Source organism: Micromonospora sp. WMMD735, assembly GCF_049178995.1.
Lineage (GTDB): Bacteria > Actinomycetota > Actinomycetes > Mycobacteriales > Micromonosporaceae > Micromonospora > Micromonospora wenchangensis.
Genome location: NZ_JBMHMJ010000002.1, coordinates 769662 through 790883, shown reverse-complemented (window position 1 = coordinate 790883; position 21222 = coordinate 769662). Strand labels below are relative to the sequence as shown.

Annotated in this window: 17 protein-coding genes; 4 read left to right on the top strand and 13 right to left on the bottom strand. The window is 74.5% G+C overall.

Annotated features, from left to right (window positions below):
* Positions 1-48: 48 nt before the first annotated feature.
* Together ACN268_RS03405 and ACN268_RS03400 are read right to left on the bottom strand one after the other, a co-directional pair.
* On the bottom strand, positions 49-963 hold the full coding sequence (locus ACN268_RS03405; RefSeq protein ID WP_421481672.1) for a hypothetical protein: 915 nt from the start codon (positions 961-963) through the stop codon (positions 49-51).
* A gap of 193 nt (positions 964-1156) precedes the next feature.
* On the bottom strand, positions 1157-1981 hold the full coding sequence (locus ACN268_RS03400; protein WP_421481671.1) for a DedA family protein: 825 nt from the start codon (positions 1979-1981) through the stop codon (positions 1157-1159).
* A 70-nt stretch (positions 1982-2051) separates the two neighbouring features.
* Between ACN268_RS03400 and ACN268_RS03395 the strand changes: the two genes are divergently transcribed.
* Positions 2052-2870 carry an MOSC domain-containing protein gene (locus ACN268_RS03395; protein WP_421481670.1) on the top strand — a complete coding sequence of 273 codons (819 nt, stop codon included), beginning with the start codon at positions 2052-2054 and terminating at the stop codon, positions 2868-2870.
* A 46-nt stretch (positions 2871-2916) separates the two neighbouring features.
* Here the strand turns inward: ACN268_RS03395 and ACN268_RS03390 are convergent, their stop codons facing one another.
* The 3 genes from ACN268_RS03390 to ACN268_RS03380 all read right to left on the bottom strand — a co-directional run bounded on the left by ACN268_RS03390 (position 2917) and on the right by ACN268_RS03380 (position 5138).
* Positions 2917-3771: an SAM-dependent methyltransferase gene (locus tag ACN268_RS03390; RefSeq protein WP_421481669.1), complete on the bottom strand. Its 855-nt coding sequence runs from the start codon at positions 3769-3771 to the stop codon at positions 2917-2919.
* A 97-nt stretch (positions 3772-3868) separates the two neighbouring features.
* Positions 3869-4750, bottom strand: coding sequence for a helix-turn-helix domain-containing protein (locus ACN268_RS03385; RefSeq protein ID WP_377684638.1), 882 nt, complete (start codon positions 4748-4750; stop codon positions 3869-3871).
* A 148-nt stretch (positions 4751-4898) separates the two neighbouring features.
* Positions 4899-5138, bottom strand: a complete 240-nt coding sequence (locus tag ACN268_RS03380) for a DUF397 domain-containing protein (protein WP_088645293.1) — start codon at positions 5136-5138, stop codon at positions 4899-4901.
* A gap of 267 nt (positions 5139-5405) precedes the next feature.
* On the opposite strand from ACN268_RS03380, the gene ACN268_RS03375 reads away from it, so the two are divergent.
* Positions 5406-6056 carry a GGDEF domain-containing protein gene (locus ACN268_RS03375; RefSeq protein ID WP_204924602.1) on the top strand — a complete coding sequence of 217 codons (651 nt, stop codon included), beginning with the start codon at positions 5406-5408 and terminating at the stop codon, positions 6054-6056.
* Positions 6057-6107: 51 nt separating this feature from the next.
* Here ACN268_RS03375 and ACN268_RS03370 read toward each other — a convergent pair whose 3' ends face one another.
* The 4 genes from ACN268_RS03370 to ACN268_RS03355 all read right to left on the bottom strand — a co-directional run bounded on the left by ACN268_RS03370 (position 6108) and on the right by ACN268_RS03355 (position 9213).
* On the bottom strand, positions 6108-6593 hold the full coding sequence (locus ACN268_RS03370) for a type II toxin-antitoxin system PemK/MazF family toxin (RefSeq protein WP_421481668.1): 486 nt from the start codon (positions 6591-6593) through the stop codon (positions 6108-6110).
* Positions 6594-6623: 30 nt separating this feature from the next.
* A complete protein-coding gene (locus ACN268_RS03365) occupies positions 6624-7904 on the bottom strand; it encodes an RNA polymerase sigma factor (protein WP_421486796.1) in 1281 nt (426 codons plus the stop codon).
* A gap of 5 nt (positions 7905-7909) precedes the next feature.
* Positions 7910-8329, bottom strand: coding sequence for a YciI family protein (locus ACN268_RS03360; RefSeq protein ID WP_204924603.1), 420 nt, complete (start codon positions 8327-8329; stop codon positions 7910-7912).
* A gap of 95 nt (positions 8330-8424) precedes the next feature.
* Positions 8425-9213 carry a class I SAM-dependent methyltransferase gene (locus tag ACN268_RS03355; RefSeq protein ID WP_421481667.1) on the bottom strand — a complete coding sequence of 263 codons (789 nt, stop codon included), beginning with the start codon at positions 9211-9213 and terminating at the stop codon, positions 8425-8427.
* Between the two features lie 54 nt (positions 9214-9267).
* On the opposite strand from ACN268_RS03355, the gene ACN268_RS03350 reads away from it, so the two are divergent.
* Positions 9268-9783 carry an NUDIX hydrolase gene (locus ACN268_RS03350; protein WP_421481666.1) on the top strand — a complete coding sequence of 172 codons (516 nt, stop codon included), beginning with the start codon at positions 9268-9270 and terminating at the stop codon, positions 9781-9783.
* A 41-nt stretch (positions 9784-9824) separates the two neighbouring features.
* A complete protein-coding gene (locus tag ACN268_RS03345; protein ID WP_421481665.1) occupies positions 9825-11204 on the top strand; it encodes a hypothetical protein in 1380 nt (459 codons plus the stop codon).
* Positions 11205-11424: 220 nt separating this feature from the next.
* Here ACN268_RS03345 and ACN268_RS03340 read toward each other — a convergent pair whose 3' ends face one another.
* The 4 genes from ACN268_RS03340 to ACN268_RS03325 are packed head-to-tail and all read right to left on the bottom strand — an operon-like array spanning position 11425 to position 21201.
* Positions 11425-16941, bottom strand: coding sequence for an amino acid adenylation domain-containing protein (locus ACN268_RS03340; RefSeq protein WP_421481664.1), 5517 nt, complete (start codon positions 16939-16941; stop codon positions 11425-11427).
* Complete coding sequence (locus ACN268_RS03335; RefSeq protein WP_421481663.1) at positions 16938-20063, bottom strand: non-ribosomal peptide synthetase; 3126 nt, start codon at positions 20061-20063, stop codon at positions 16938-16940. The genes ACN268_RS03340 and ACN268_RS03335 overlap by 4 nt, the downstream gene beginning before the upstream one ends.
* Positions 20060-20248, bottom strand: a complete 189-nt coding sequence (locus ACN268_RS03330; protein ID WP_088646413.1) for an MbtH family protein — start codon at positions 20246-20248, stop codon at positions 20060-20062. The genes ACN268_RS03335 and ACN268_RS03330 overlap by 4 nt, the downstream gene beginning before the upstream one ends.
* Positions 20248-21201, bottom strand: coding sequence for a TauD/TfdA family dioxygenase (locus ACN268_RS03325; protein ID WP_420118879.1), 954 nt, complete (start codon positions 21199-21201; stop codon positions 20248-20250). Before ACN268_RS03325 ends, ACN268_RS03330 begins: the two co-directional genes overlap by 1 nt.
* Between the last annotated feature and the right edge of the window lie 21 nt (positions 21202-21222).

Below are 21222 nucleotides of genomic sequence, written 5' to 3'. Positions count from 1 at the left end.
ACCCGACTCTATGCCGGCCGGCCCGCCACCGGTCCGGCCCCGGACGGTTCAGTCCTCGACGACGGTGACGGTGTTCGCCCCGGCGACCAGGTCGAGGTAGAGCCGGTCGGGTGACCGGTCCCAGTTCGGCGAGCCGACCGTCGCCCCCCGGGCCAACCCGTCGCGCCGGTCGCCGTACCAGACGACGCTGCCCGCGCCGGAGGTGGCGCGGACCCGGACCGGGGGTCCGCCGGGCGCGTGGACGACGAACTGGTTGACCCCGCCGGTCATCCGGACCGTGCGGGTGCCGGTGGTCGGCGGCAGCCGCAGGTCGATCCGGGCCGCGCCGCCGATCAGCTCCACCCCGGACACCCGCGCGCCGGTGAGGTCGAGAACGTGGTCGCTGACCCCGCCGACCAGCCGCAGCCGCCAGGTCAGCCGCGCGTTGAGCGTCACGTCGACGACGCCCCGGCCGGGCCGGTCCCGGCGGGTCACCCGCAGCTGAACCCGGTCGCCTGCGACCTGGGGCCGGGGGGTGAGTCCGGCGTCGGCCGGGCTGCTGATCCGGTACAGGTCGGCGCCGAGGTCGGCGGTGCGCAGTCGGAACGAGGTCACCCCGTCCAGCAGCTCGAAGGTGGCCCGGCGCAGCCCGTCGACAGGCGCGGTCAGGGTCCGCTCGGCGGCCTCGGCGGCACCCGCGCCGCCGGGATCGGCGGTCGCCCGCGCCGGGGGCGCGGCGCGGTCGCCGGAGGAGACGATCCCCAGCCGCTCGGGGTTCGCCATGGTCACCACCACCGCGACCGCACCGAGCGCGACCACCAGCACCGCGGCGGCGGCCAGCAGCCGCGCGCCGCGGGGCCAGGGTGAGCGGTACGCCGGTTCCCCCGCCGCCTCGACCGGTTCCCCGGTCACCTCGATCACCGGCTCGAAGACCGGTCGCCGTTCCTCCGTCGTCGGACGGTGCTCCTGCCCCGGCTCCGCCATCGTGCCTCCCCTGTCCCGGTCCCCGCACAGCAGTACGGTCCGGCCGCCGCAACGGATCATTCCGGCCGGCCCGGGACCGCGCGCCGGCCCCGGGGCACCGTCGGGCGGGGACGGCCGGCGGGTCCCGGGTGTTCGGCGCAGGGCCGTTCGCCAGGTCGGTGTGCCCGGCCCGCCACCCGGCCGCCGCGACGGGTCAGTCGGTGTCGCGTCCCCAGAGTCCGCCCCGGTAGACGGTCCCCCGGTAGGGCGTGCCGTCGGCGACGTCCGGCTGCCGCGCGACGTCACCTGCGGGTGCGGCGTCGGCGGCCGGGCGGGCGTCGGCGGACCAGGCGTCGGTGGCCGGGGCGGCGGCGCGGGCGGCACGCGCCCGGCGGACCCGGCTCAGCACGAACCAGCCGGCGGCGGCGACGCAGACCACGATGACGACCTTCTGGAACGACCCGACGTACTCCTCGACGACGTGCCAGTTGTCGCCGAGCAGGAACCCCGCCATCACGAAGGTGGTGTTCCAGATCAGGCTGCCCAGCGTGGTGTAGAGCAGGAACGTCGTGATCGGCATCCGCTCCACCCCCGCCGGGATGGAGATCAGGCTGCGGAAGATGGGGATCATCCGGCCGAAGAACACCGCCTTGACGCCGTGCTTGAGGAACCACGCCTCGGTACGGTCCACGTCGCTCAGCTTCACCAGCGGCAGACGGGCCGCGATCGCCCGCATCCGGTCCCGCCCCAGCGCCGCGCCGATGCCGTAGAGCACCCACGCGCCGACCACGGACCCGAGGGTCGTCCAGAGGATCGCCGAGACCAGGCTGATCCGCCCCTGGGCGGCGGCGAAGCCGGCCAGCGGCAGGATCACCTCGCTGGGGATCGGCGGGAAGAGGTTCTCCAGCGCCACCGCCAGCCCCGCGCCGGGCCCGCCGAGCCGCTCCACCAGACCGGTGACGAACCCCACCGGCCCGTCCGAGGGAGGCTCGGCGGAGACGACCGTACGGGGGCTGAGCGCCAGGGAGCGTGGGATCATCCGACAAAGTTACGAGCCGGACGACGAATCGACCACGCGCAGCGGCGACAGCCACCGGTACGCTGGGCCGGTGCCCGGACGACTGACCGAACTGTGGCGGTATCCGGTCAAGTCGATGCTGGGCGAGGCGCTGCAGCACGCCACGGTGGACGGTCGGGGCGTGGCCGGGGACCGCCGGCTCGCCGTGCTCGACCACGACACCGGTCGGGTGGGCAGCGCGAAGCGGCCCCGACGGTGGGCGGCCCTGCTCGGCGTCCGCGCCACCGGCGACGCCCCCGACCGGGTACGCCTCACCCTCCCCGACGGCACCGTCCTCGACCATCCCGACGCCGGCCTGGACGCCGCACTGTCCCGGCTGCTCGGCCGGGACGTCACGCTGACCGACGCGGTGCCCGCCGACGCCCTGCTGGACCGGGCCGACCCGGACGCGGTGCTGGCCGACGGGATCGACGCGGACGTGCCGGTGACCGGCAACCCGCTCGGTGGCGTCGCCCCGCCGGGCAGCCTGGTCGACTTCGCGCCGGTGCACCTGGTCACCACGGCCAGCCTGGACGCGCTCGACCTGCCCCGGGACGCGGTGCCGCGCTACCGGCCCAATCTGGTCGTCGCGACCGACGCCCGGGGTTTCGTGGAGAACGACTGGGTGGGTCGGGAACTGCGGATCGGCGCGGAGGTGCTGCTGCGGGTGCTCGCGCCGACCCCCCGCTGTGCGGTGCCCACCCTGGCCCACGGCCCGCTCCCCCGTGCCCCGCAGGCGTTGCGCCGGCCGGCGCGACGCAACCGGGTGGTCCCGCTGCCGGGCCTGGGGCCGCAGCCCTGCGTCGGGGCGTACGCGGTGGTGGTGCGGGGCGGCCGGGTGGCCGTCGGGGACCGGGTCGAGCCGGCCTGAGCGCACGCACGGGTGCCCGGCCGCGCACGGACGGCCGGGCTCCGCCTCAGGGCTTGCGGCCGACCGCGCCGTACACGCTGACCTCGTCGACCGTGGGCCGGGGCTGCGGTTCGGCCTCGGCCCGCCACTGCGCCACCGAGACGACGCCGGGGTCGACGAGGTCGAGGCCGTCGAAGAAGCGGGCGAACTCGTCCCGGCTGCGCAGGTTGATCATCCCCGGTGGGGTGCCGTTGCGGTTGCCCGCCCGGGCCTCCTCGGCCACGGCGGGCGGCAGGTAGTCGTAGGTGGCGTGTGACGCGGCCAGGTAGCTACCCGGCGGCAGCGCCGCGAGCAACCGGCCGACCACCCCGTACGGGTCCTCGGTCTCCGTCACGAAGTGCAGGATGGCCACCAGCATCAGGGCGACCGGCTGGTCCAGGTCGAGGGTGCGGCGCAGTTCCGGGTGGTACAGGATCTTCTCGGGTTCACGCAGGTCGGCGTCGATGTAGGCGGTGGCGCCCTGGGCCGAGCTGGTCAGCAGCGCCCGGGCGTGGGCCAGCACGATCGGGTCGTTGTCGACGTAGACCACCCGGGCCTGCGGGGTGATCGCCTGGGCCACGTCGTGGGTGTTGTCGGCCGTGGGGATGCCGGTGCCGATGTCCAGGAACTGCCGTACGCCGGCCTCGCCGGCCAGGTAGGCGACCGCGCGTCGCAGGAACCGGCGGTTCTCCAGGGCGGCGGTACGCACGGTCGGGAAGGCCGCCGCCATCGCGTCGCCGGAGTCCCGGTCGGCCTGGAAGTTGTCCTTGCCACCCAGCCAGTAGTTGTAGCGGCGGGCCGGGTGGGCGACCGAGGTGTCGATCCGGTCGCTGGGGTGCGGGGCGGCGCCCGTCGGGGCATCGGCGGTCACAGGGTCCTCCATGACTCCGCGCCATCCGGTCGTCGATGGCGTCCGTCCACTGTCTCCGGTCGATCATCGTAGTGGCCGCCCTGGTGGAGCCGACGACCCGGTGCGGCCGTCACTGCGGGTACAGCTCGTCACGCAGTCGGGTGAGCACCTCGGGGGTCTGCTCCGGCGGGGTGGCCTCGACGCAGAGCCGCTCCATCGCGGCGGCGTAGTAGTCCAGGTCCTCCCGCTTGTCGAGGTAGAGGGCGCTGGTCAACTGCTCGATGTAGACGATGTCGGGCAGGTCGTCGTCGCCGAAGCGCAGGATGGTGAAGGCCCCGCCGGCGGCGGCGTGGCCACCGGCGTCGAACGGGATGATCTGCAGTCGGACGTGCGACGAGCGGGTCGCCTCGATCAGCGCGGTCAACTGCCCGTGCATCACCTGCGGGCCGCCGATCGGCCGGCGCAGGGCGGCCTCGTCGATCACCGCCCACAATTGCGGCGGGTCGGCCCGGTCCAGCACCTGCTGGCGCTGGATGCGCAACTCGACCCGCCGGTCGACCTCCTCGACGGCGGCGCCCCGGTGTCCGAGCAGGACCACCGACCGGGCGTACTCCGGGGTCTGGAGCAGGCCGGGCACGAACTGCACCTCGTAGCTGCGGATCAGCGCGGCGGCGGCCTCCAGGCCCAGGTAGGACTGGAACCAGCCGGGCAGCACGTCGCCGTAGCGGTGCCACCAGCCGGGACTGTTGGCGTCGCGGGCCAGCTTGAGCAGCGCCTCGCGTTCCTGCACGTCGGTCACCCCGTAGAGGGTGAGCAGGTCGGCGACGTCGCGCTCCTTGAAGCCGACCCGGCCCAGCTCCATCCGGCTGATCTTCGACTCCGAGGAGCGGATCTCCCAGCCTGCGCCCTCCCGCGTGACACCCTTGGCCTCCCGCAGCCGACGCAACTGCGCGCCGAGCAGCATCCGCAACACCGTGGGGCCGGTGGCCGGTCCCCCCTCGGCGGCAACCATCGTCACGTGCCCCGCCCCTCCACGCATGCCCCTGTACCCGATCACGGTCCCTGGCCCCCGCCCGACCGACGAGTAAGCATGCCATGAACCGACGGTGAGGTGAACATCCTCCGGACGGATACGGTCCCGTGGGCGGGACCGTCGGGCGTCAGCCGATCAGATGGTCGAAGTCGCCGTCGCGGGCACCGAGGACGAAGGCCGTTATCTCGTCCACCGTGTAGATCAGGGCGGGCCCCTCGGGATGGCGCGAGTTGCGCACGGCGATGCCGGCCCCACCGGGCAGTTCGGCCAACTCGACGCAGTTGCCGCTGGGGTTGCTGCGGCGGCTCTTCTCCCACCTCAGCGGGGGCAACTGGGTGGTGGGGACGCCGTTCTCAGGCTGCTGCATGGATGTCTTTCTGTCGGGGTGCGGAACCACTGTCGCGAGAGGACGTTGCGGTGTCGAAGGAGCGGTGCGACATCGAATCCGGCCGTGCTGCACGTGCATCTGCTATTGCATCTGCTTCGGACAGCGAGCATGATAACGCACGTGGCCGGTACTTATCCGTTCACTTTGGGTTACCAGGCTCAGGGCTTCACCTGGGCAAACGACGACCCGGCGGGGCACGACGGCGCCGCCGCACGGGCCGTGCGCCGACACTGCGAGGGAGGACCCGTGCCGGATCCGTTGACCGTCGCGTCCGGCGTTTCCGCGGCCGGAGCCCTGGTCTCGGTGTGGCAGCTACGCCGCCGGGCCCTGCAGGCCGAGGCGGAACTGGAGCAGCTGCAGGCCGAACTGGCCGCGGAACGGCACGCCGCCAGCCACGACCCGCTCACCGGGCTGCCCAACCGACGGGCCTTCTACCGGCTGGCCGCCACGCTGCTCACCGACGCCGGCGGGCAGCCCCTCATCGCGGTGGTCCTCGACCTCAACGACTTCAAGCAGGTCAACGACCGCTACGGGCACGCGGCCGGCGACCAGGTGCTGATCAGCGTCGCCCAGCGGCTGGCCGCCTTCGCCGGCGACAACCTGGTCGCCCGGCTCGGCGGCGACGAGTTCGCCGGCCTGCTGGCCAGCCCCTCGGTCGACCGACGCTGGATCGACCACGCCACCCGGCGGCTCTGCGAGGCGATGGCCGCCCCCATCCCGCTGGGCGCGTGCAGCGTCCGGGTCACCGCCTCGGTCGGGCTCGCCCCGGTCACCGGCCCCACCCAGCTCGCCGACGCGCTCTGCCGGGCCGACGCCGCGATGTACCGGGCGAAGGGCGTCACCAGCCGGCAGTCACCCCGGCAACTGCTCGACGCCGCCCGCCTCGCCGAGTGCTGAGCCGCCGCCCCGGCCGGGGCGACCCCACGCGGCGACGACGGTGGCGGTGGGTCAGCGCCAGCCGTACCCGGAACGCAGCGCCTGCCCGACCCGGTCGAAGCGCCCCCGGTCCAGCACCGCGCCCTCCCGGCGGATGCCGTCCTCACGCATGGTGAGCACCCGGTCCAGCCGTACCCAGCTCGGGCGGGCCTCGCGGTCCCACTCACCCGGGCCCAGCGCCAGCCAGTGCCGCTGGCCGTCCCGCTCGCTCTGGCTGGACAGCATCAGCCCGAACAGGGTGCGGCTGGCCCGGCCGACCACCAGCACCGGACGGTCCTTGCCCTGCTTCGGGTCGTCCTCGTAGGGCACCCAGGTCCAGACGATCTCGCCCGGGTCGGCCTGACCGTCCGGCTCCGGGGCGTACGACAGCTCCCGCCGTTGCAGGGCGCTGACCTGACGCCGCCGGGCCACCTGCGCCGGGATCGGACCGGGGGTGGCGCGCTGCGCGCCGGTCACCCGGCCGAGCCGGGACGCCACGTTCCTCAACAGACCTGCCACGGCGGGCAGCCTACCGCCAGCCGGGCCGGCTCACCCGTCGAGGTCGCCGGCCCGGCGCAGCAGCACCGCCCGTTCCCGCACGTTGCGGCACAGCCTGGCGGCGAACTCCAACTCGGCGCGCGCCTCGACGGTCCGGCCGAGCCGGGCGAGCAGCTCACCCCGGACGCTCGGCAGCAGGTGCGACCCGGCGAGGCGGCCGGTGGCGGCGACCTCGTCCACCACGGCCAGCGCCGGCTGCGGCCCGTCGGCCATCGCCACGGCCACGGCCCGGTTCAGCTCGACGACCGGCGACGGCGCCACCCGGCCGAGCGCCTCGTAGAGCAGCACCACCCGGGACCAGTCGGTCTGGGCCACCGACGGGGCACCGGCGTGGCAGGCGGCGATCGCCGCCTGCAACCCGTACGGCCCGAGGCCGCGCCCCGCCGCCACGGCCCGGCGCAGCGCCGCCATCCCCCGGCGGATCGCCGACCGGTCCCACCGCCGCCGGTCCTGGTCCGCCAGCAGTACCGCCTCGCCGTCGGCGTCAACCCGGGCCGGGAAGCGCGCGGCGGTCAGCTCACACAGGGCGAGCAGGCCGTGCACCTCCGGCTCGGCGGGCAGCAGCGCGGCCAGCGTCCGGGCCAACCGGATCGCCTCGTACGCCAGGTCGGGGCGGAGCAGGTCGGTGCCGGCCGTCGCCGTCGACCCCTCGGTGAAGATCACATAGAGCACGCCCAGCACCGCACCGAGACGTTCCCGCCGCTGCGGTGGCTCCGGCAGGGCGAACGGCACCCCCGCGGCGGCGATCGTCTTCTTGGCCCGGGTGATCCGTGCCTGCACGGCGGGCACCGGCACCAGCAGCGCCCGCGCGATCTCCTCGCTGGACAGGCCGCCGACCACCCGCAGCGTCAACGCCAGCCGGGCCGGCGGCGGGAGCACCGGATGACAGGCCACGAACATCAACGCCAGCACGTCGTCGTCGACCCGGTCCGGGTCCCAGGGCAGGTCCGCGTCTCCGGACCCGCCGGCCGGCTCGGCGAGCCGGCCAGCGAGCACCGCGTAGCGGTCGTCGAGCGCGGCCCGGCGGCGGAACGCGTCGACCGCCCGCCGCCGGGCGGTGGTGAGCAGCCAGCCCACCGGGTTCGCCGGCACCCCGTCGCGCGCCCAGCCGACCAGGGCCTGCGCCACCGCCTCCTGGGCGACGTCCTCGGCGAGCGCGAAGTCGCCGGTGTACCGGGCCAGCGCGCCGACGATCCGGGCCGACTCGATGCGCCAGAGCGCCTCGACGGCCCGCCGGGCCGACTCGGCGTCCGGCGGGTCGTCGGTGGGCACCGTGCTCAGAGCTGGCCGGTCCGCTCGCGCCACTCCCGCTCCCTGACGATGAACTCGTTGTCCTGCGGGAACTCGTCGATGCCGGGGACCCGGCGCACCTCGCACCTGCTGCCGGGCAGCGCCGGCATCCGCCGGGCCCACTCGACGGCCTCCTCCTTCGACGCCACGTCGAGCAGGTAGAAGCCGCCGAACAGCTCCTTCGTCTCGCCGTACGGGCCGTCGGTGACGACCGGGGTCTCCCCGCTGTAGTCGACCACCACGCCCTGCGCCGGGTCCTCCAGGCCCTCGGCGGCCACCAGCACGCCCGCGCGGATCAACTCGTCGTTGAACCGCCCCATCGTCTCCAGCATCTCCTCAAGCGGGATCTTCATCATCGTCGCCAGGGACTCGTCCGTGTTCCGCATGATCAGCATGTACTTGGCCATCGTCGCTCCTCGTCGTCGGGTCGCCGTTCGACCCGCTCACCCTCTGGTCGAACGGGGACCGGGCCGGATCGACACGACCGTCCGGTGAATTTTCGTCAGGCCGGCCGTCGGGCCAGCACCAGGGTGGTCCGCAGGTCGAGGGTGACGGTGCCGCCGAAGCCGTCGACGGCGGCCCCGATCGCCGCGAGGACCCGCTCCCGCTGCTGCGGTGGGCGGCGCAACTGCGGCGAGAAGGTGCCGACGAGTCGCTGGTACCGCGCCGTGGTCAGCGGCACCGGCCGGCGGAACGCCGACGACCGGACGTCGGTGAACAGCCCGCTGCCGGTGACGTCGGTGTGGAACCAGTCCTCCGGCTGGTCGTGGTGCGGCACCGGGTCGACCGACTCGAACGCCGCCCGGATCGCCGCCGACTGGGCCGGGTCGACGTAGTCGTACCGGTGGGCGAAGACGGCCAGGGTGCCGCCGGGGGTCAGCGCGTCGTGGGCCCGCCGGTTGCGGGTGGCCGGGTCGAGCCAGTGCCAGGCCAACGCGCAGGCCAGCAGGGGCACCCCGGCCGGCGGTGGCGACCACTGCTCGAACCGGGCGAGGACCACCTCGACGTCGGGGAACCGGGCGGCCAGCACCGCCGCCATCCGCGCGTCCGGCTCGACGCAGGTCACCCGCGCCGGGGCGGCCCCGGCCGCCGCCGGGCGCGGGTGGGCCGGCCCGTCGGGGTGGGCGAGGTCACGCAGCAGCGCGGTGGCCAGGCCGGTGCCCGCGCCGACCTCGACCAGCCGGGCGGGGGGTCCACCGTGATAGGCGAGGATGGTGTCGGCGAGGGCGGCCGGATAGCCCGGCCGGATCTCGTCGTAGTCGTCCGCCACCTCGCCGAAGAGCTCCACCATGATCACCATCGTCGCACCGTCGCCGCCCCGGCGGTGCCCCGTCGAGGGAGGCCCATGACCGAACTGCCCCGGGACCTGCCGGTGATCGAACGCACCGCCGTGCGGCTGGTGGTCCGCGACACCGACGGCCTGATCCTGCTGTTCCACACCCGCGACCCGGAACACCCCCGGCTGGGCACCTGGTGGGAGCTGCCCGGCGGGGGCGTCGACCCCGGTGAGACGTACCCGCAGACCGCCCTGCGGGAACTGCGCGAGGAGACCGGCTTCGTGGTCACCGCCGCGCAGCTCGGCCCGCCGACCTGGCGACGGCGGGCCAGTTTCATCCACCGCCGGTTGCGCCACGTCCAGGACGAGGTGGTGCTGACCGTACGCCTCGACGCCGCCGCGCCGGACGTCGACGGGGCGGACCGCCTCGACTACGAGGTGGAGGACTACTTCGGGTTCCGCTGGTGGCCGGTCGAGGAGATCGTGACCAGCACCGCCCGGTTCTACCCGGGTCGGCTGCCCGCGCTGCTCCCCGCGTTCCTGGCCGGCGAGCGGATCGACGAACCGTTCGAACTCTGGTCCTGACCGGGGTGCCGGCGGCCCGTGCGGTGGGCACAGTGGAGGGCATGACGACGATCCCGTACGACCCGCTGGCCCGGTACGCCGCCCGGCTGCACGCCGACCTCGGCGCCCGGCACCACGTCGCCTCCCCGCTCGGGGCCTGGCTGCTGCTGGCGCTCGCCGCACCGGCCGCCACCGGCGCGGTCCGGGACGAACTGGCCGACGTGCTCGGCGTCGACGGGGAGACCGCGGCGGCGGCGGCCACCGCGCTGCTGGACCGGCCGCACCCGCTCGTGCCGTCGGCCACCGCCGTCTGGCACCGGCCCGGCACCGCCCCCGACCGGCTGGCCGGCTGGTGGGACGGGCTGCCCCGGAGCACCGCCACCGGCCCGCTGCCCGACCGGGCGGGCCTGGATGCCTGGGCCCGTGAGCACACCCTCGGCCTGGTCGACCGGTTCCCGCTGACCGTCTCCCCCCGGGTGCTGCTGGCGCTGGCGAGTGCGCTGGCCACCCGGATCTCCTGGGCCATCCCGTTCGACCTGGTGCCCGGCGCGGCGCTCGGCCCCGACGACCCGCGCGACGCGACCCGGCCGGACGACGGACCCGCCCACCCGACGGGCGCGGGGCACGGACCGGACCGGGGGCACGGGCACGGACCAGACGGGGAGCACGGGCACGGACCCGACCGGGGGCACGGGACGGCCGGGCCGGGCGGCGGCTGGGCGGGGCGGCTGTCCCGGGTGTTGCGCAGCCCGGAACACGGGCACCGCGCCTGGATCGCGGCGACGGGCCCGGCCGGCGACGTCGCCGTGCACGCCGCCGCGGCGGTGGAGCGCGACGGGGCCGGGCTGGTGGTGCTCTCGGTGCTCGCCGACCCGGCGGTCCCCGCGGCCGACGTCCTCGCCGCCGGCTACGCGCTGGCCGGTGCGGCGGTGGACGGCGAACCGGCCCGCCGGTCGCTGTTCGACCTGCCGCTGGGCCCGGGTCCCCTCGGCACGCTGCGCGAGGAGCCGGTGCGCACCGCCGCCCGCGACGGCCGGGAGGAACGCCACCGGGCGGTGCTGCCCTGCTGGTCGGCCCACGACGAGCACGACCTGACCGCCCCCGGGCTGGGGTTCGCGGCGGTGGGGCGGGCGCTGGGTGGGCTGCTCGGCGTCGACGTGGGCGTCGAGGCCCGGCAGGCGACGGTGGCGCACTACGGCCGGTACGGCTTCGAGGCCGCCGCCGTGACCGGGGCGTTCGCCCTGACCAGCCTCCCGCCGGAGGGCGTACGCCGCAGCGCCGAGTTGCGGTTCGGGCACCCGTACGCGGTGCTGGCGGTGGCCACCGACCACCGGGACGGCGAACCCGGGCCGTGGCACGGGCTGCCGGTCTTCTCCGCCTGGGTGGCCGAGCCCCGGGAACCGGTGGACACCGACCTCGTCGACCCGGTCGAGTCCTGGTGACCGGGGTCCACCGGCCCTGACCGGCGTCGGCGCTGACCGGCGTCGGCGCTGACCGGCGTCGGCGCTGACCGGCGTCGGCGCTGCCGAGGTCCGGGCGGCGACGACCAGGCCCGACCGCGACGTTCGCCCCCGAGGCGGCACCGTCCCCGGGGGACCCGCCGCGGTCGGGGGTCCCGCGCCCGCGCGGGCACGACGGGTGTCGCCATGCCCGCGCGAGCGCTCAGCCGGCCACCGACGCCGGCTCCGGGCGGGCCTTCGCCCGCTCGGCGAGCCGCCGCTGCCGCTCCTGCGCCCCGATCAGGTCGTCGGGGAGCGAGTCGGGCACCTCGATGTCGAACCGGCGCAGCATCCGGATCGCGAACCCGCCGAGCGTGATCAGCACCAGGGCCAGCCCGAAGCAGACGTACGCGAAGCCGATGCCCCGACCCGGACCGGTGCCGATCACCGCGCCCACCGAACCGGCCAGTGCCCCGCCGTCGGCGAGCATCGGCTCGAACAGCGCGGTCGCGCCCGGGGCGAGCAGCGCGAAGCCGATCGGCAGGGTCGACCAGGAGATCGTCTGGTTCAGGCTGAACACCCGGCCGTGGAACCGCTGCGGGACCTTCACCTGGACGATCGTGGCGTAGATCGACTGGGCGGTGGTCATCGCCATGGCCAGCCAGAACGCCCCGAAGGCGATCATGACCACGGAGGCGTCCAGACCGATCAGCACACAGCCGACGGCGGTGCCCAGGTTGCCGATCAGCACCCCGATCATCCGCCGCTGCCGGGGCCCGCCCCACAGCGACATCAGCACCCCTCCGGCCACCGCGCCGATCGCCTCGGCCAGCGCCACCTGCGCCACCTGGGTGGCGGTGCCGAACGACAGCACCAGCGGGGTGGTGAGCACCAGCGCCGGGGCGAGGAAGACGTTGCCCAGCGCGAAGTAGCCGAGCATCAGCCGGAAGCCCTTGTGCCGCCACGAGTAGCGCAGACCGTTGGCGATCGCCACCAGCAGCCGTTCCCGGGGCCGCCAGCCGAGCAGGTCGGGGAAGCGGACCACGGCCAGCGTCAGCACCGCCACCAGGTAGCTCGCCACGTCGATCAACAGGATGCCCTTGAGGCCGATCGCGGCGAGCAGACCGGCCGCGAAGACCGGCATCAGGAGCATCGCGAAACCGCTGGAGAGCTGGGTGATACCCATCGCGTGCCCCAGGTAGCGCTTCGGCACCAGCTGCGGCACCGCCGACTGGAAGGCGATCCGCTGGAACGACCCGGCCACCTGACTCAGCGCCACCAGCCCGTAGATGTGCCACAGGGCGAGGTTGTCGGTCCAGAGCAGGGCGGCGAGGACGAGCTGGATGGAACCGGACACGCAGCTCGCGATCATCATGATCCGTCGCCGGCTGACCCGGTCGGTGAGCGCGCCGGCCACCGGGAGCATCAGCACCCCGCAGATCAGCGCCAACGCCCACAGCAGGCCCAGGTCGGCCACCGACCCGGTCCGGGTGAACAGCCAGATCGGCAGGGCGAACGCGGTCAACGCCGAGCCGGTGGTGGAGACGAGCTGCCCGGCGGTGACCGCGACGAAGCGGGCCATGCTCGGTTTCACCACCGCCGGGGCCGGCCGGTCGGCGTCGCCGACGCGCAGGTGGTCGGCGACCACCCAGCCGGCGTCCTCGCCCCGGGCCGCCGGGCCGAGCGCCGAGACGTCCCCGGCCCGCACGGCCGGGTGCACCTGGGTGACGATCTCGGCCAGCTCGTCGGCCCGGTACTTGAGGAAGAAGTGGCCGGCCTGGTCAAGCACCACCAGGCCGAGGGTGTCGCTGAGGAACTGCCACTCCGCGTACCGCTCGGTGTGGTAGTCGGTCACCGGGTCCTCGGAGCCGACCACCGAGACGATCGGCGCCCGCAGCTTCGCCGCGCCCCGGTCGAGCAGCCCGGTGAAGTACTCCTCCGACGCGCGGGAGTCGGCCCGCATGTTGCTGATGATCCGGTCGGCCTGCTCCGGCTCCAGCTCGTCGGTGTCCACCCCCATGCTCTTGAGCCAGCTCGCGTAGTGCCGGTTGCTGCTCAACTGCTCCAGCCGGTTACGCAACGCCGCGAAGGCGCCCTTCGGCCGGGCGAACGGGAACATCGCCCCGATGTAGACGACCTCCAGCTCCCGCCCGGCGGCCTCCACCTTGCGCGCGACCTCGGCGATGATCGCGCTGCCCACCCCGCAGTGACCGTAGAGGGCCAGCGGGCCCTCGATCCGCTCCACGATCTCGGCGGCCACCCGGCTGGTCAGCTCGTCGAACGGCAGGGCGTCCTCGGTCAGCCCGACGTCGTGGCCGGGGATGGCCAGCGACCACAGCGCGTGCCCGGCGGGCAGCGCGTCGGCCAGCGGCTGGTAGACGATGGCGCTGCCGCCGCCGTACGGGACGCAGACGTAGCTGAGCACCCGCCTGCCGGCCGGGATCGGCTTGGTCAGCTCGTAGAGCAGTCGACGCGGACCGGCCGCCTCGGCGTCGCCGGTCATGAACGCGGCCAGCTCGCGGATGGTGCGCTGCTGGAACAGGTCCATCACGCCGACCGCCCGGCCGCCGTGCTCGGCCCGGCGGATCTTCGCCACCACCTGGGTGGCGAGCATCGAGTGCCCGCCCAGGTCGAAGAAGTCGTCGTCGATGCCGAGCGTCGGCACGCCCAGCACCTCCGACCAGATCCCGGCGAGCAGCCGCTCGGTGTCGTCGCGCGGCTCCACCAGGGCCACCGACGCCTCGCGGGTGACCACCGGCGCGGGCAGCGCCCGACGGTCGAGCTTGCCGTTCGGGGTCAGCGGCAACGCGTCCAGGGTGACGAACGCGGCCGGCACCATGTACTCCGGCAGGGTCTCCTTCAGCGCCGTCTTCAGCGCGGCGTGCTCGGCCCCACCCACCAGGTACGCGGTGAGCCGCTTGTCGCCGGGGCTGTCCTCGCGGACGATCACCGCCGCCTCGGCCACCCCGGGCTGCTCGCGCAGGGCGCTCTCGATCTCGCCCAGCTCGATGCGCAGGCCGCGCAGCTTGACCTGGTGGTCGATCCGGCCCAGGAACTCGATCACCCCGGCCGGGTCGGCCCCGGTCGTCGTCCCCGCCGGGTCGGGCACCCAACGGGCCAGGTCACCGGTGCGGTACAACCGGGCGCCCGGCTCGCCGGAGAACGGGTCCGGCACGAACCGTTCGGCGGTCAGCGCCGGCCGCAGGTGGTAGCCACGGGCCAGGCCCACCCCACCGATGTGCAGCTCACCGGCCACCCCTACCGGGCACTCCCGACCGGCCGGGTCGAGCACGTGCAGCCGCAGGTTGGCGATCGGCCCACCGATCGGCACGCCGGTCAGCCCGGCCAGCAGCGCCGGGTCGCAGTGCCAGGCGCTGACGTCGATCGCCGCCTCGGTCGGGCCGTACAGGTTGTGCAGTGCGCAGTGCGGCAGCCGGGCGGTGAAGTCCACCGCCGAGGCCAGCGGCAGCTCCTCGCCGGAGCAGATCACCCGCCGCAGCGCGGTGGCCGCCTCCACCCCCTCCTCGGCCAGGAACACCGTCAGCATCGACGGCACGAAGTGGGCGGTGGTGACCCGCTCGGCCACCAGCACGTCGCGCAGGTAGCCGGCGTCCTTGTGGCCACCGGGCCTGGCCAGCACCAGCCGGGCACCGGTACGCAGCGGCCAGAAGAACTCCCACACCGACACGTCGAAGCTGGCCGGGGTCTTCTGCAGCACCGCGTCGTCGGCGTCGAGCCGGTAGGTCTTCTGCATCCAGTCGAGCCGGTTGACGATGCCCCGGTGGGTGTTCGGCACCCCCTTCGGGCGACCCGTCGACCCCGACGTGTAGATCACGTACGCCAGGTGGTCCGGGCCGGCCAGCGGGGTCGGGTCGGTAGGCGGCTGGTCGGCCCAGACCGCCGGGTCGTCCAGGGCCAGCACCGTCGCGTCGACGGTGGGCAGCACGTCACGCAACTGCTCCTGCACCAGCACCACCGGCGCGGCGGCGTCGGTCAGCATGAAGGCCAACCGGTCGGCCGGGTACTCCGGGTCCAGCGGCAGGTACGCCCCACCGGCCTTGAGCACCCCGAGCAGGCCGGCGACCAGCTCCACGGAGCGTTCCGCGCAGACCCCGACCAGGGTCTCCGGGCCGACGCCGGCCGCCCGCAGCCGGTGCGCCACCCGGTTCGCCGCCGCGTTGAGCTGCGCGTACGTCGTCGACACGCCCTCGATGGTGACCGCCACCGCGTCCGGGGTGGCCGCCGCCGCCGCCTCGATCGGGCCGTGCAGCGTCTCGGCCGTCGGGAAGTCGGCGGTGGTGTCGTTCCAGGACGCCAGCAGCGCCCGTTCCCCGGCGGGGAGCAGGTCCAGCGCCGACACCGCCACGTCCGGGGCGGCCACGACCGCGCGCAGCAGGGCGCACCAGCGGTCGGCCATCCGGGTCACCGTGTCCCGGTCGAACAGGTCGGTGTTGAAGACCAGCTTGCCCCAGAGCCCGTCGACGGTCTCCACGGCGTGCAGCTCGAAGTCGAACCGGGTGGCCCGCAGCTCCATCGGGGTCCAGTCGAACGTCACGTCGGTGGCGTCGGAGACCTCGGTGAACCGGCCCATCTCGTAGTTCTGCAGCACGAACATCGCCTGGAACACCGGCGAGCGGCTGACGTCGCGGGGCAGGCCCAGTTCGTGGACCACCTTCGCGAACGGCACCTCGGCGTGCTCGAAGCCGTCCAGCACGCTGCGCCGGGTGCGTTCCAGCAGCTCGGTGAAGGTCGGGTCACCGGCCAGCTCGGCGCGCAACGGCAGCATGTTGATGAACATGCCGACGATGTTCTCCAGCTCCGGGGCGGACCGGCCGGCCACCGACGCGCCGACCGCGAAGTCCTCCTGACCGGCGTGCCGGGCCAGGAAGACCTGGTAGGCGGCGAGCAGCGTCATGAACAGGGTGCCGCCGGACTCCCGGGTCAGCGCCGTCAGGCGTCCCGTCTCGGCCGGGTCGAGCCGGAACTCGACGAAGTCGCCCCGGTAGGTCTGGGTGGCCGGGCGGGGCCGGTCCAGCGGCAGCTCCAGCGGGGTGATCCCGGCCAGCCGGGACTTCCACCAGTCCAGGTGCGACCGGGCCGCCGGGCCGCCAAGCTCCTGGGCCTCCCAGACGGCGAAGTCGCCGTACTGCACCGGCAGGGTGGGCAGCTCGCCGCCCCGGTAGGCGGTGATCAGGTCACGCAGCAGCACGTCGACCGACCAGCCGTCACCGACGATGTGGTGCTTGCTGAGGAACAGCACGTGGTCGTCGGCGGCCAGCCGGATCAGCAACGCCCGCAGCAGCGGCCCGGCCGCCAGGTCGAACGGCGCGAGCGAGGCCGCCTCCACCAGCTCCTGCGCGGCCCGCTCGTCCGGGGCGTCGACCACGGTCAGCGGCACCTCGACCGCGTCGGCGATCACCACGGTCGGCTTGCCGTCGGCGTCGGCGGGGAACCGGCTGCGCAGCGACTCGTGCCGGGCGGTCAGCGCGGCGAGGGCGGCGCGCAGCGCCGTGACGTCGAGCGGGCCACGCACCCGCAGCGGCACCGCGATGTGGTACGCCGCCTCGCCCGGGGCGAGCTGGTCCATGAACCAGACCCGCTCCTGGGCGTACGACAGCGGCACCTCGACGTCGTCGGGCCGTGGCGTGATGCGGGCGGCGGGGGTGGCCTGCCGTCGGCGCAACCGTTGGGCGATCAACGCCGCCCGGGCGGCCTCCCGGGAATCCTTCAGGTCCGTCATGCGGGGGTGTCCTTCTCCGCCGCCAGCAACGCGGCGACCTCGGTCTCGGAAAGGTCGTCCAGCTCGGCGGCGATCTGAGCCTCGATCTGGGCGGCCAGGTCGGCCACCACGGGGCTGCCGAACAGCGCCCGCATCGGCAGGTCGACGTCCACCTCGGCCCGGATCCGGGCCATCGCCCGCATGCCGCGCAGCGAGTTGCCGCCGAGGGCGAAGAAGTCGTCGAGCGCGCCGACCTTCTCCACCTGCAGGATGTCGGCGTACACCTCGGCGACCAGGGTCTCGGCGTCGGTGCGGGGCGGGACGTAACCGTCGCCGGCCACCGACTCCGGCGGTGCGGGCAGCGCGGCCCGGTCCAGCTTGCCGTTCGGGGTCAACGGCAACGCGTCGAGCCGGACGAACGCGGCCGGCACCAGGTGCGCCGGCAGCTCCCGGGCCAGCTCGGCGGCGAGTTGCGCCTCCTCGGCGGTGCCGACGTGGTAACCGACCAGGGTCGGCTCCCCCGAGTCGGTGCGTACGGCCACCGCCGCCTGGTGCACCTCGGGGTGCTCCCGCATCGCCGCCTCGATCTCGCCCAGCTCGATCCGCATCCCCCGCACCTTCACCTGGTCGTCGCGGCGACCCAGGTAGTCGAGGGTGCCGTCGGTCCGCCACCGGGCCAGGTCACCGGTGCGGTACATCCGCTGCCCCGGCGGGCCGTACGGGCAGGGCAGGAACCGCTCGGCGGTCAGGCCGGGCCGACCCAGGTAGCCCCGGGCGAGCTGGTCACCGGCGACGTACAGCTCACCGACCACCCCCGGCGGGACCGGCTGGAACGCGGCGTCGAGCAGGTACACCCGGCTGGTGGCGGTGGGCCGGCCGATCGGCACCGGGCCGGCGGGCACCTGCTGCCCGGGGGCGAGCCGGGCGGCGACACAGCCGACGGTGGCCTCGGTGGGGCCGTACTCGTTGACCACCGCCACGTCCGGGTGCGCGGACCGCCAGTCGGCGAGCTGCTCCCCGGTGAGCGCCTCGCCGCCGATCACCAGGTCGGTGGTGGGCGACAGCGCCTCCTCCAGCAGCGGCAGGTGGCTCGGGGTGACCTTGAGGAACGTCGGCCGTCCACCCACCCGGGCCGCCGGGGAGTCGATCCCGGCCAGCCGGACGGTGCCCCCGGCGGTGAGCGGGCCGAGCAGCCCGGTCACCGTCAGGTCGAACGAGACAGGCGAGTGCAGCAGGGCGGTGCCGGACAGCCCCGGGTAGGTGTCCCGGGCCCAGGCCAGGTACGCGACGATCGCCCGGTGCTCCACCACCACGCCCTTGGGGCGGCCGGTCGAGCCGGAGGTGTAGAGCACGTAGCCGGGGTGCTCCGGGCGCAACGGGGCGACCCGGTCGGCGTCGGTGAGGTCCGCGCCGTCAGCGTCATCGGCGGGACCGGCGGCACCGTCGACCAGCAGCGCGTCGCCCGGCACCAGGGTGGCGGTCTCCGCCACGGCCAGCACCAGCGCCGGCGCGGCGTCGGCGAGCAGGTAGCCGATCCGGCCCGCCGGATAGCCGGTGTCCACCGGCACGTACGCGGCCCCCGCCTTGAGTACGGCGAGGATCGCCACCAGCAGCTCCGGGCCGCGCGGCAGAGCCAGCGCCACCCGGGTCTCCGGGCCGACGCCCCGGCCCACCAGCACCCGGGCCAGCCGGTTCGCGGCGGCGTTGAGCTGCGCGTACGTCAGCGTGACGTCCTCGCAGACCAGGGCGGTGGCGTCCGGGGTGGCCGCCACCTGCCGCTGCACCTCGTCGACGACGGTGGCCGACGGTCCGGCCACGGCCACCCCGGCCCACCCGCCGAGGACCAGGTCCCGTTCGGCGTCGGCGAGCAGCGGCAGCGCGGAGACCGGCTGCCGCGGGTCGGCCACGGCCGCGTCGAGCAGCCGGACGTAGCGGGCCACGACCGCCTCGGCGGTGGACCTGTCGAACAGGTCGGTCCGGTAGACCAGCCGGCTCTCGCCGGTGGTGATGTCGAAGGCCAGGTCGTCCTTGGTGGTGCCCAGCTCCACCGGGTCCAGCCCCGAGTCGGGGATGAAGTTCAGCGCGGTCTGGAAGATCGGCTGCACCGACGGGTCCCGCTCCGGGGCGACCGCCTCGACGATCGCCTGGAACGGGGTCTGCCCGTGCTCCAGGGCGTCGACCAGCCCGTCGCGGACCCGGCCGAGCAGGTCGGTGAAGCGCGGGTCGCCGCCGACGTCGCAGCGCAGCGCCACCGGGTTGACGAACATGCCGATCAGCGGGGTCAGCTCGGCGGTCTCCCGGCCGGCGGTGGAGACCCCGACCACCACGTCGGTGTCGCCGGAGATCCGCGACAACAGCGCCGCGAAACCGGCCAGCAGCACCATGTACGGGGTGACCGCCGACCCGGCGGCCAGCCGGGTGACCCGGTCGAGCAGCCCGTCGGGCAGGTCGAAACGCACCTCGTCACCGGCGAAGCCGAGCTGCGCGGGGCGGGGCCGGTCCAGCGGCAGGCCGGTGGCCTTCGGGGCGCCGGCCAGGTGACCGGTCCAGAAGGCGAGCTGCCGGTCCCGTTCCGCGCCGGTGAGCTGGTCGCGTTGCCACACCGCGAAGTCGGCGTACTGGATGGGCAGCTCCGGCACGGCGGCCGGCACGCCGGTCGACGCGGTCCGCGCGAACGCGGCGATCTCGGCGCCGAACAGCACCGCCGAGTGGCTGTCGAAGACGGCGTGGTGCACCACCAGCAGCAGCGTCCACCCGTCGTCGAAGCGGATCAGCCGGGCCCGCCACAGCGGCGGCGCGTCCAACGGGATCGGGGTCCGGGCCAGCTCGACGCGCAGCGCGTCGGACCGCCGCAGGCGCTCCGGATCGGGCAGCCCACGCAGGTCGTCGACGGGCAGCCGGGGCGGCTCGTACTCCCGGACCACCTGCACCAGGGTGCCGTCGTCGACCCGCAGGTGGGTGCGCAGCGCCTCGTGCCGGGCGACGACCTGACCGAACACCTCGGTCGCCGTCTCGGCGTCCAGGTCGGCGGGCAGCCGGCACGGCACCGACACGTTGTAGACCGGGGAGGACGGGTCGAGCTGGTTGGCGATCCAGACCCGTTCCTGGGCGAACGAGGCGGGGAAGGTCCACTCGCGGGTCATGCCGTCTGCTCCCGTACCGAACGCGGGCGCATGTCGGTCCAGACCTCGTCGACGTGGGCCAGGCACTCCTCGCGGCTGCCGGTGAAGCCCGCGTCGTGCCAGCCGGCGGGCAGGTCGCGGTCGGCCGCCCAGATCGAGTACTGCTCCTCGTCGTTGCGCACGACCAGGAATCGGGTGTCGGCCATCAGTTCGCTCCAGCGGTGTCGGGGGTGTGCGGTTCGGCCATCGCGACGGCGATCTTGCGGGGTCCGGTGAACGGCTCCCGTCCGTGCGCGGCGGTCATGTTGTCGACCACCAGCACGTCGTCGCGCCGGTAGTCGAAGCGGACGCTGGCCGCCCGGTACGCGGCCCGCAGGTGGTCCATCACGTCGGCGGGGATCTCGCCGCCGTCGCCGTAGTAGGTGTTCGCCGGCAGCCCCTCGGGGCCGAACATCGCCAGCAGCCCCTCCTGGTAGTCCTTCGGCAGGGTGCTCAGGTGGAAGAAGGTGGCGTGGTTGAACCAGCGCGGGGTGTCCGAACCGGGCCGGTGGTGCACCACGTCGCGCACCGCCCGGGTGCGCAGCCCGTCCTTGCCCACCCACTCCAGTTCGATCCGGTTCGCCGCCGCGTACGCCTGCACCTGCGCCCGGTCGTCGGTACCGAAGACGTCCTGCCAGCGGGTGCCGAAGTCGGCGTGGAAGTTGCGCACCAGCAGCCAGCGCCGCCTGACGAACTCCTCGCGGACCGCCGGGTCGATCTCGGCGTACACCCGGCGCACGTCGGCCAGCGGGGTCGCGCCGAGGGTCTGCGGCGCGGTCAGGCAGTAGAAGAACAGCGTCAGCGGCCAGCGCGCCTGGTAGGAGTTCTCGTTGTGCAGGAAGATCTCCTCGTCCGGCGGGTAGTCGGTCGAGGTGTAGACCTTCCCCTTGATGGCGTGCCGGGGCGAGGACCGCTCGGTGTAGGTCAGCGGTTCGCCGGAGAACGCCCGCACCACCGCGTCGAAGCCGTCCACCCCGCCCACGTCGAAGCCGCGGAACAGCAGCCCGCCGTGCGCGACGAGGGTGGCGCGCAGCTCGGCCCGGCGTCGGTCGATCAGCTCGGTCAGGGCGGTGCCGTCGTTCTCGACGACGACCGGCAGCGTGGCGATCGTGTCGCTCATTGCGTGGTCTCCTGTTTTCTC

Excerpts from the sequence above, each read along its gene's own strand:
- ACN268_RS03335 (WP_421481663.1), bottom strand. The coding sequence starts at position 20,063 with ATGACCCGCGAGTGGACCTTCCCCGCCTCGTTCGCCCAGGAACGGGTC.
- ACN268_RS03325 (WP_420118879.1), bottom strand. The coding sequence starts at position 21,201 with ATGAGCGACACGATCGCCACGCTGCCGGTCGTCGTCGAGAACGACGGC.
- ACN268_RS03340 (WP_421481664.1), bottom strand. The coding sequence starts at position 16,941 with ATGACGGACCTGAAGGATTCCCGGGAGGCCGCCCGGGCGGCGTTGATC.
- ACN268_RS03355 (WP_421481667.1), bottom strand. The coding sequence starts at position 9,213 with ATGGTGGAGCTCTTCGGCGAGGTGGCGGACGACTACGACGAGATCCGG.
- ACN268_RS03400 (WP_421481671.1), bottom strand. The coding sequence starts at position 1,981 with ATGATCCCACGCTCCCTGGCGCTCAGCCCCCGTACGGTCGTCTCCGCC.
- ACN268_RS03385 (WP_377684638.1), bottom strand. The coding sequence starts at position 4,750 with ATGGTTGCCGCCGAGGGGGGACCGGCCACCGGCCCCACGGTGTTGCGG.
- ACN268_RS03330 (WP_088646413.1), bottom strand. The coding sequence starts at position 20,248 with ATGGCCGACACCCGATTCCTGGTCGTGCGCAACGACGAGGAGCAGTAC.
- ACN268_RS03350 (WP_421481666.1), top strand. The coding sequence starts at position 9,268 with ATGACCGAACTGCCCCGGGACCTGCCGGTGATCGAACGCACCGCCGTG.
- ACN268_RS03390 (WP_421481669.1), bottom strand. The coding sequence starts at position 3,771 with ATGGAGGACCCTGTGACCGCCGATGCCCCGACGGGCGCCGCCCCGCAC.
- ACN268_RS03360 (WP_204924603.1), bottom strand. The coding sequence starts at position 8,329 with ATGGCCAAGTACATGCTGATCATGCGGAACACGGACGAGTCCCTGGCG.
- ACN268_RS03405 (WP_421481672.1), bottom strand. The coding sequence starts at position 963 with ATGGCGGAGCCGGGGCAGGAGCACCGTCCGACGACGGAGGAACGGCGA.
- ACN268_RS03380 (WP_088645293.1), bottom strand. The coding sequence starts at position 5,138 with ATGCAGCAGCCTGAGAACGGCGTCCCCACCACCCAGTTGCCCCCGCTG.
- ACN268_RS03345 (WP_421481665.1), top strand. The coding sequence starts at position 9,825 with ATGACGACGATCCCGTACGACCCGCTGGCCCGGTACGCCGCCCGGCTG.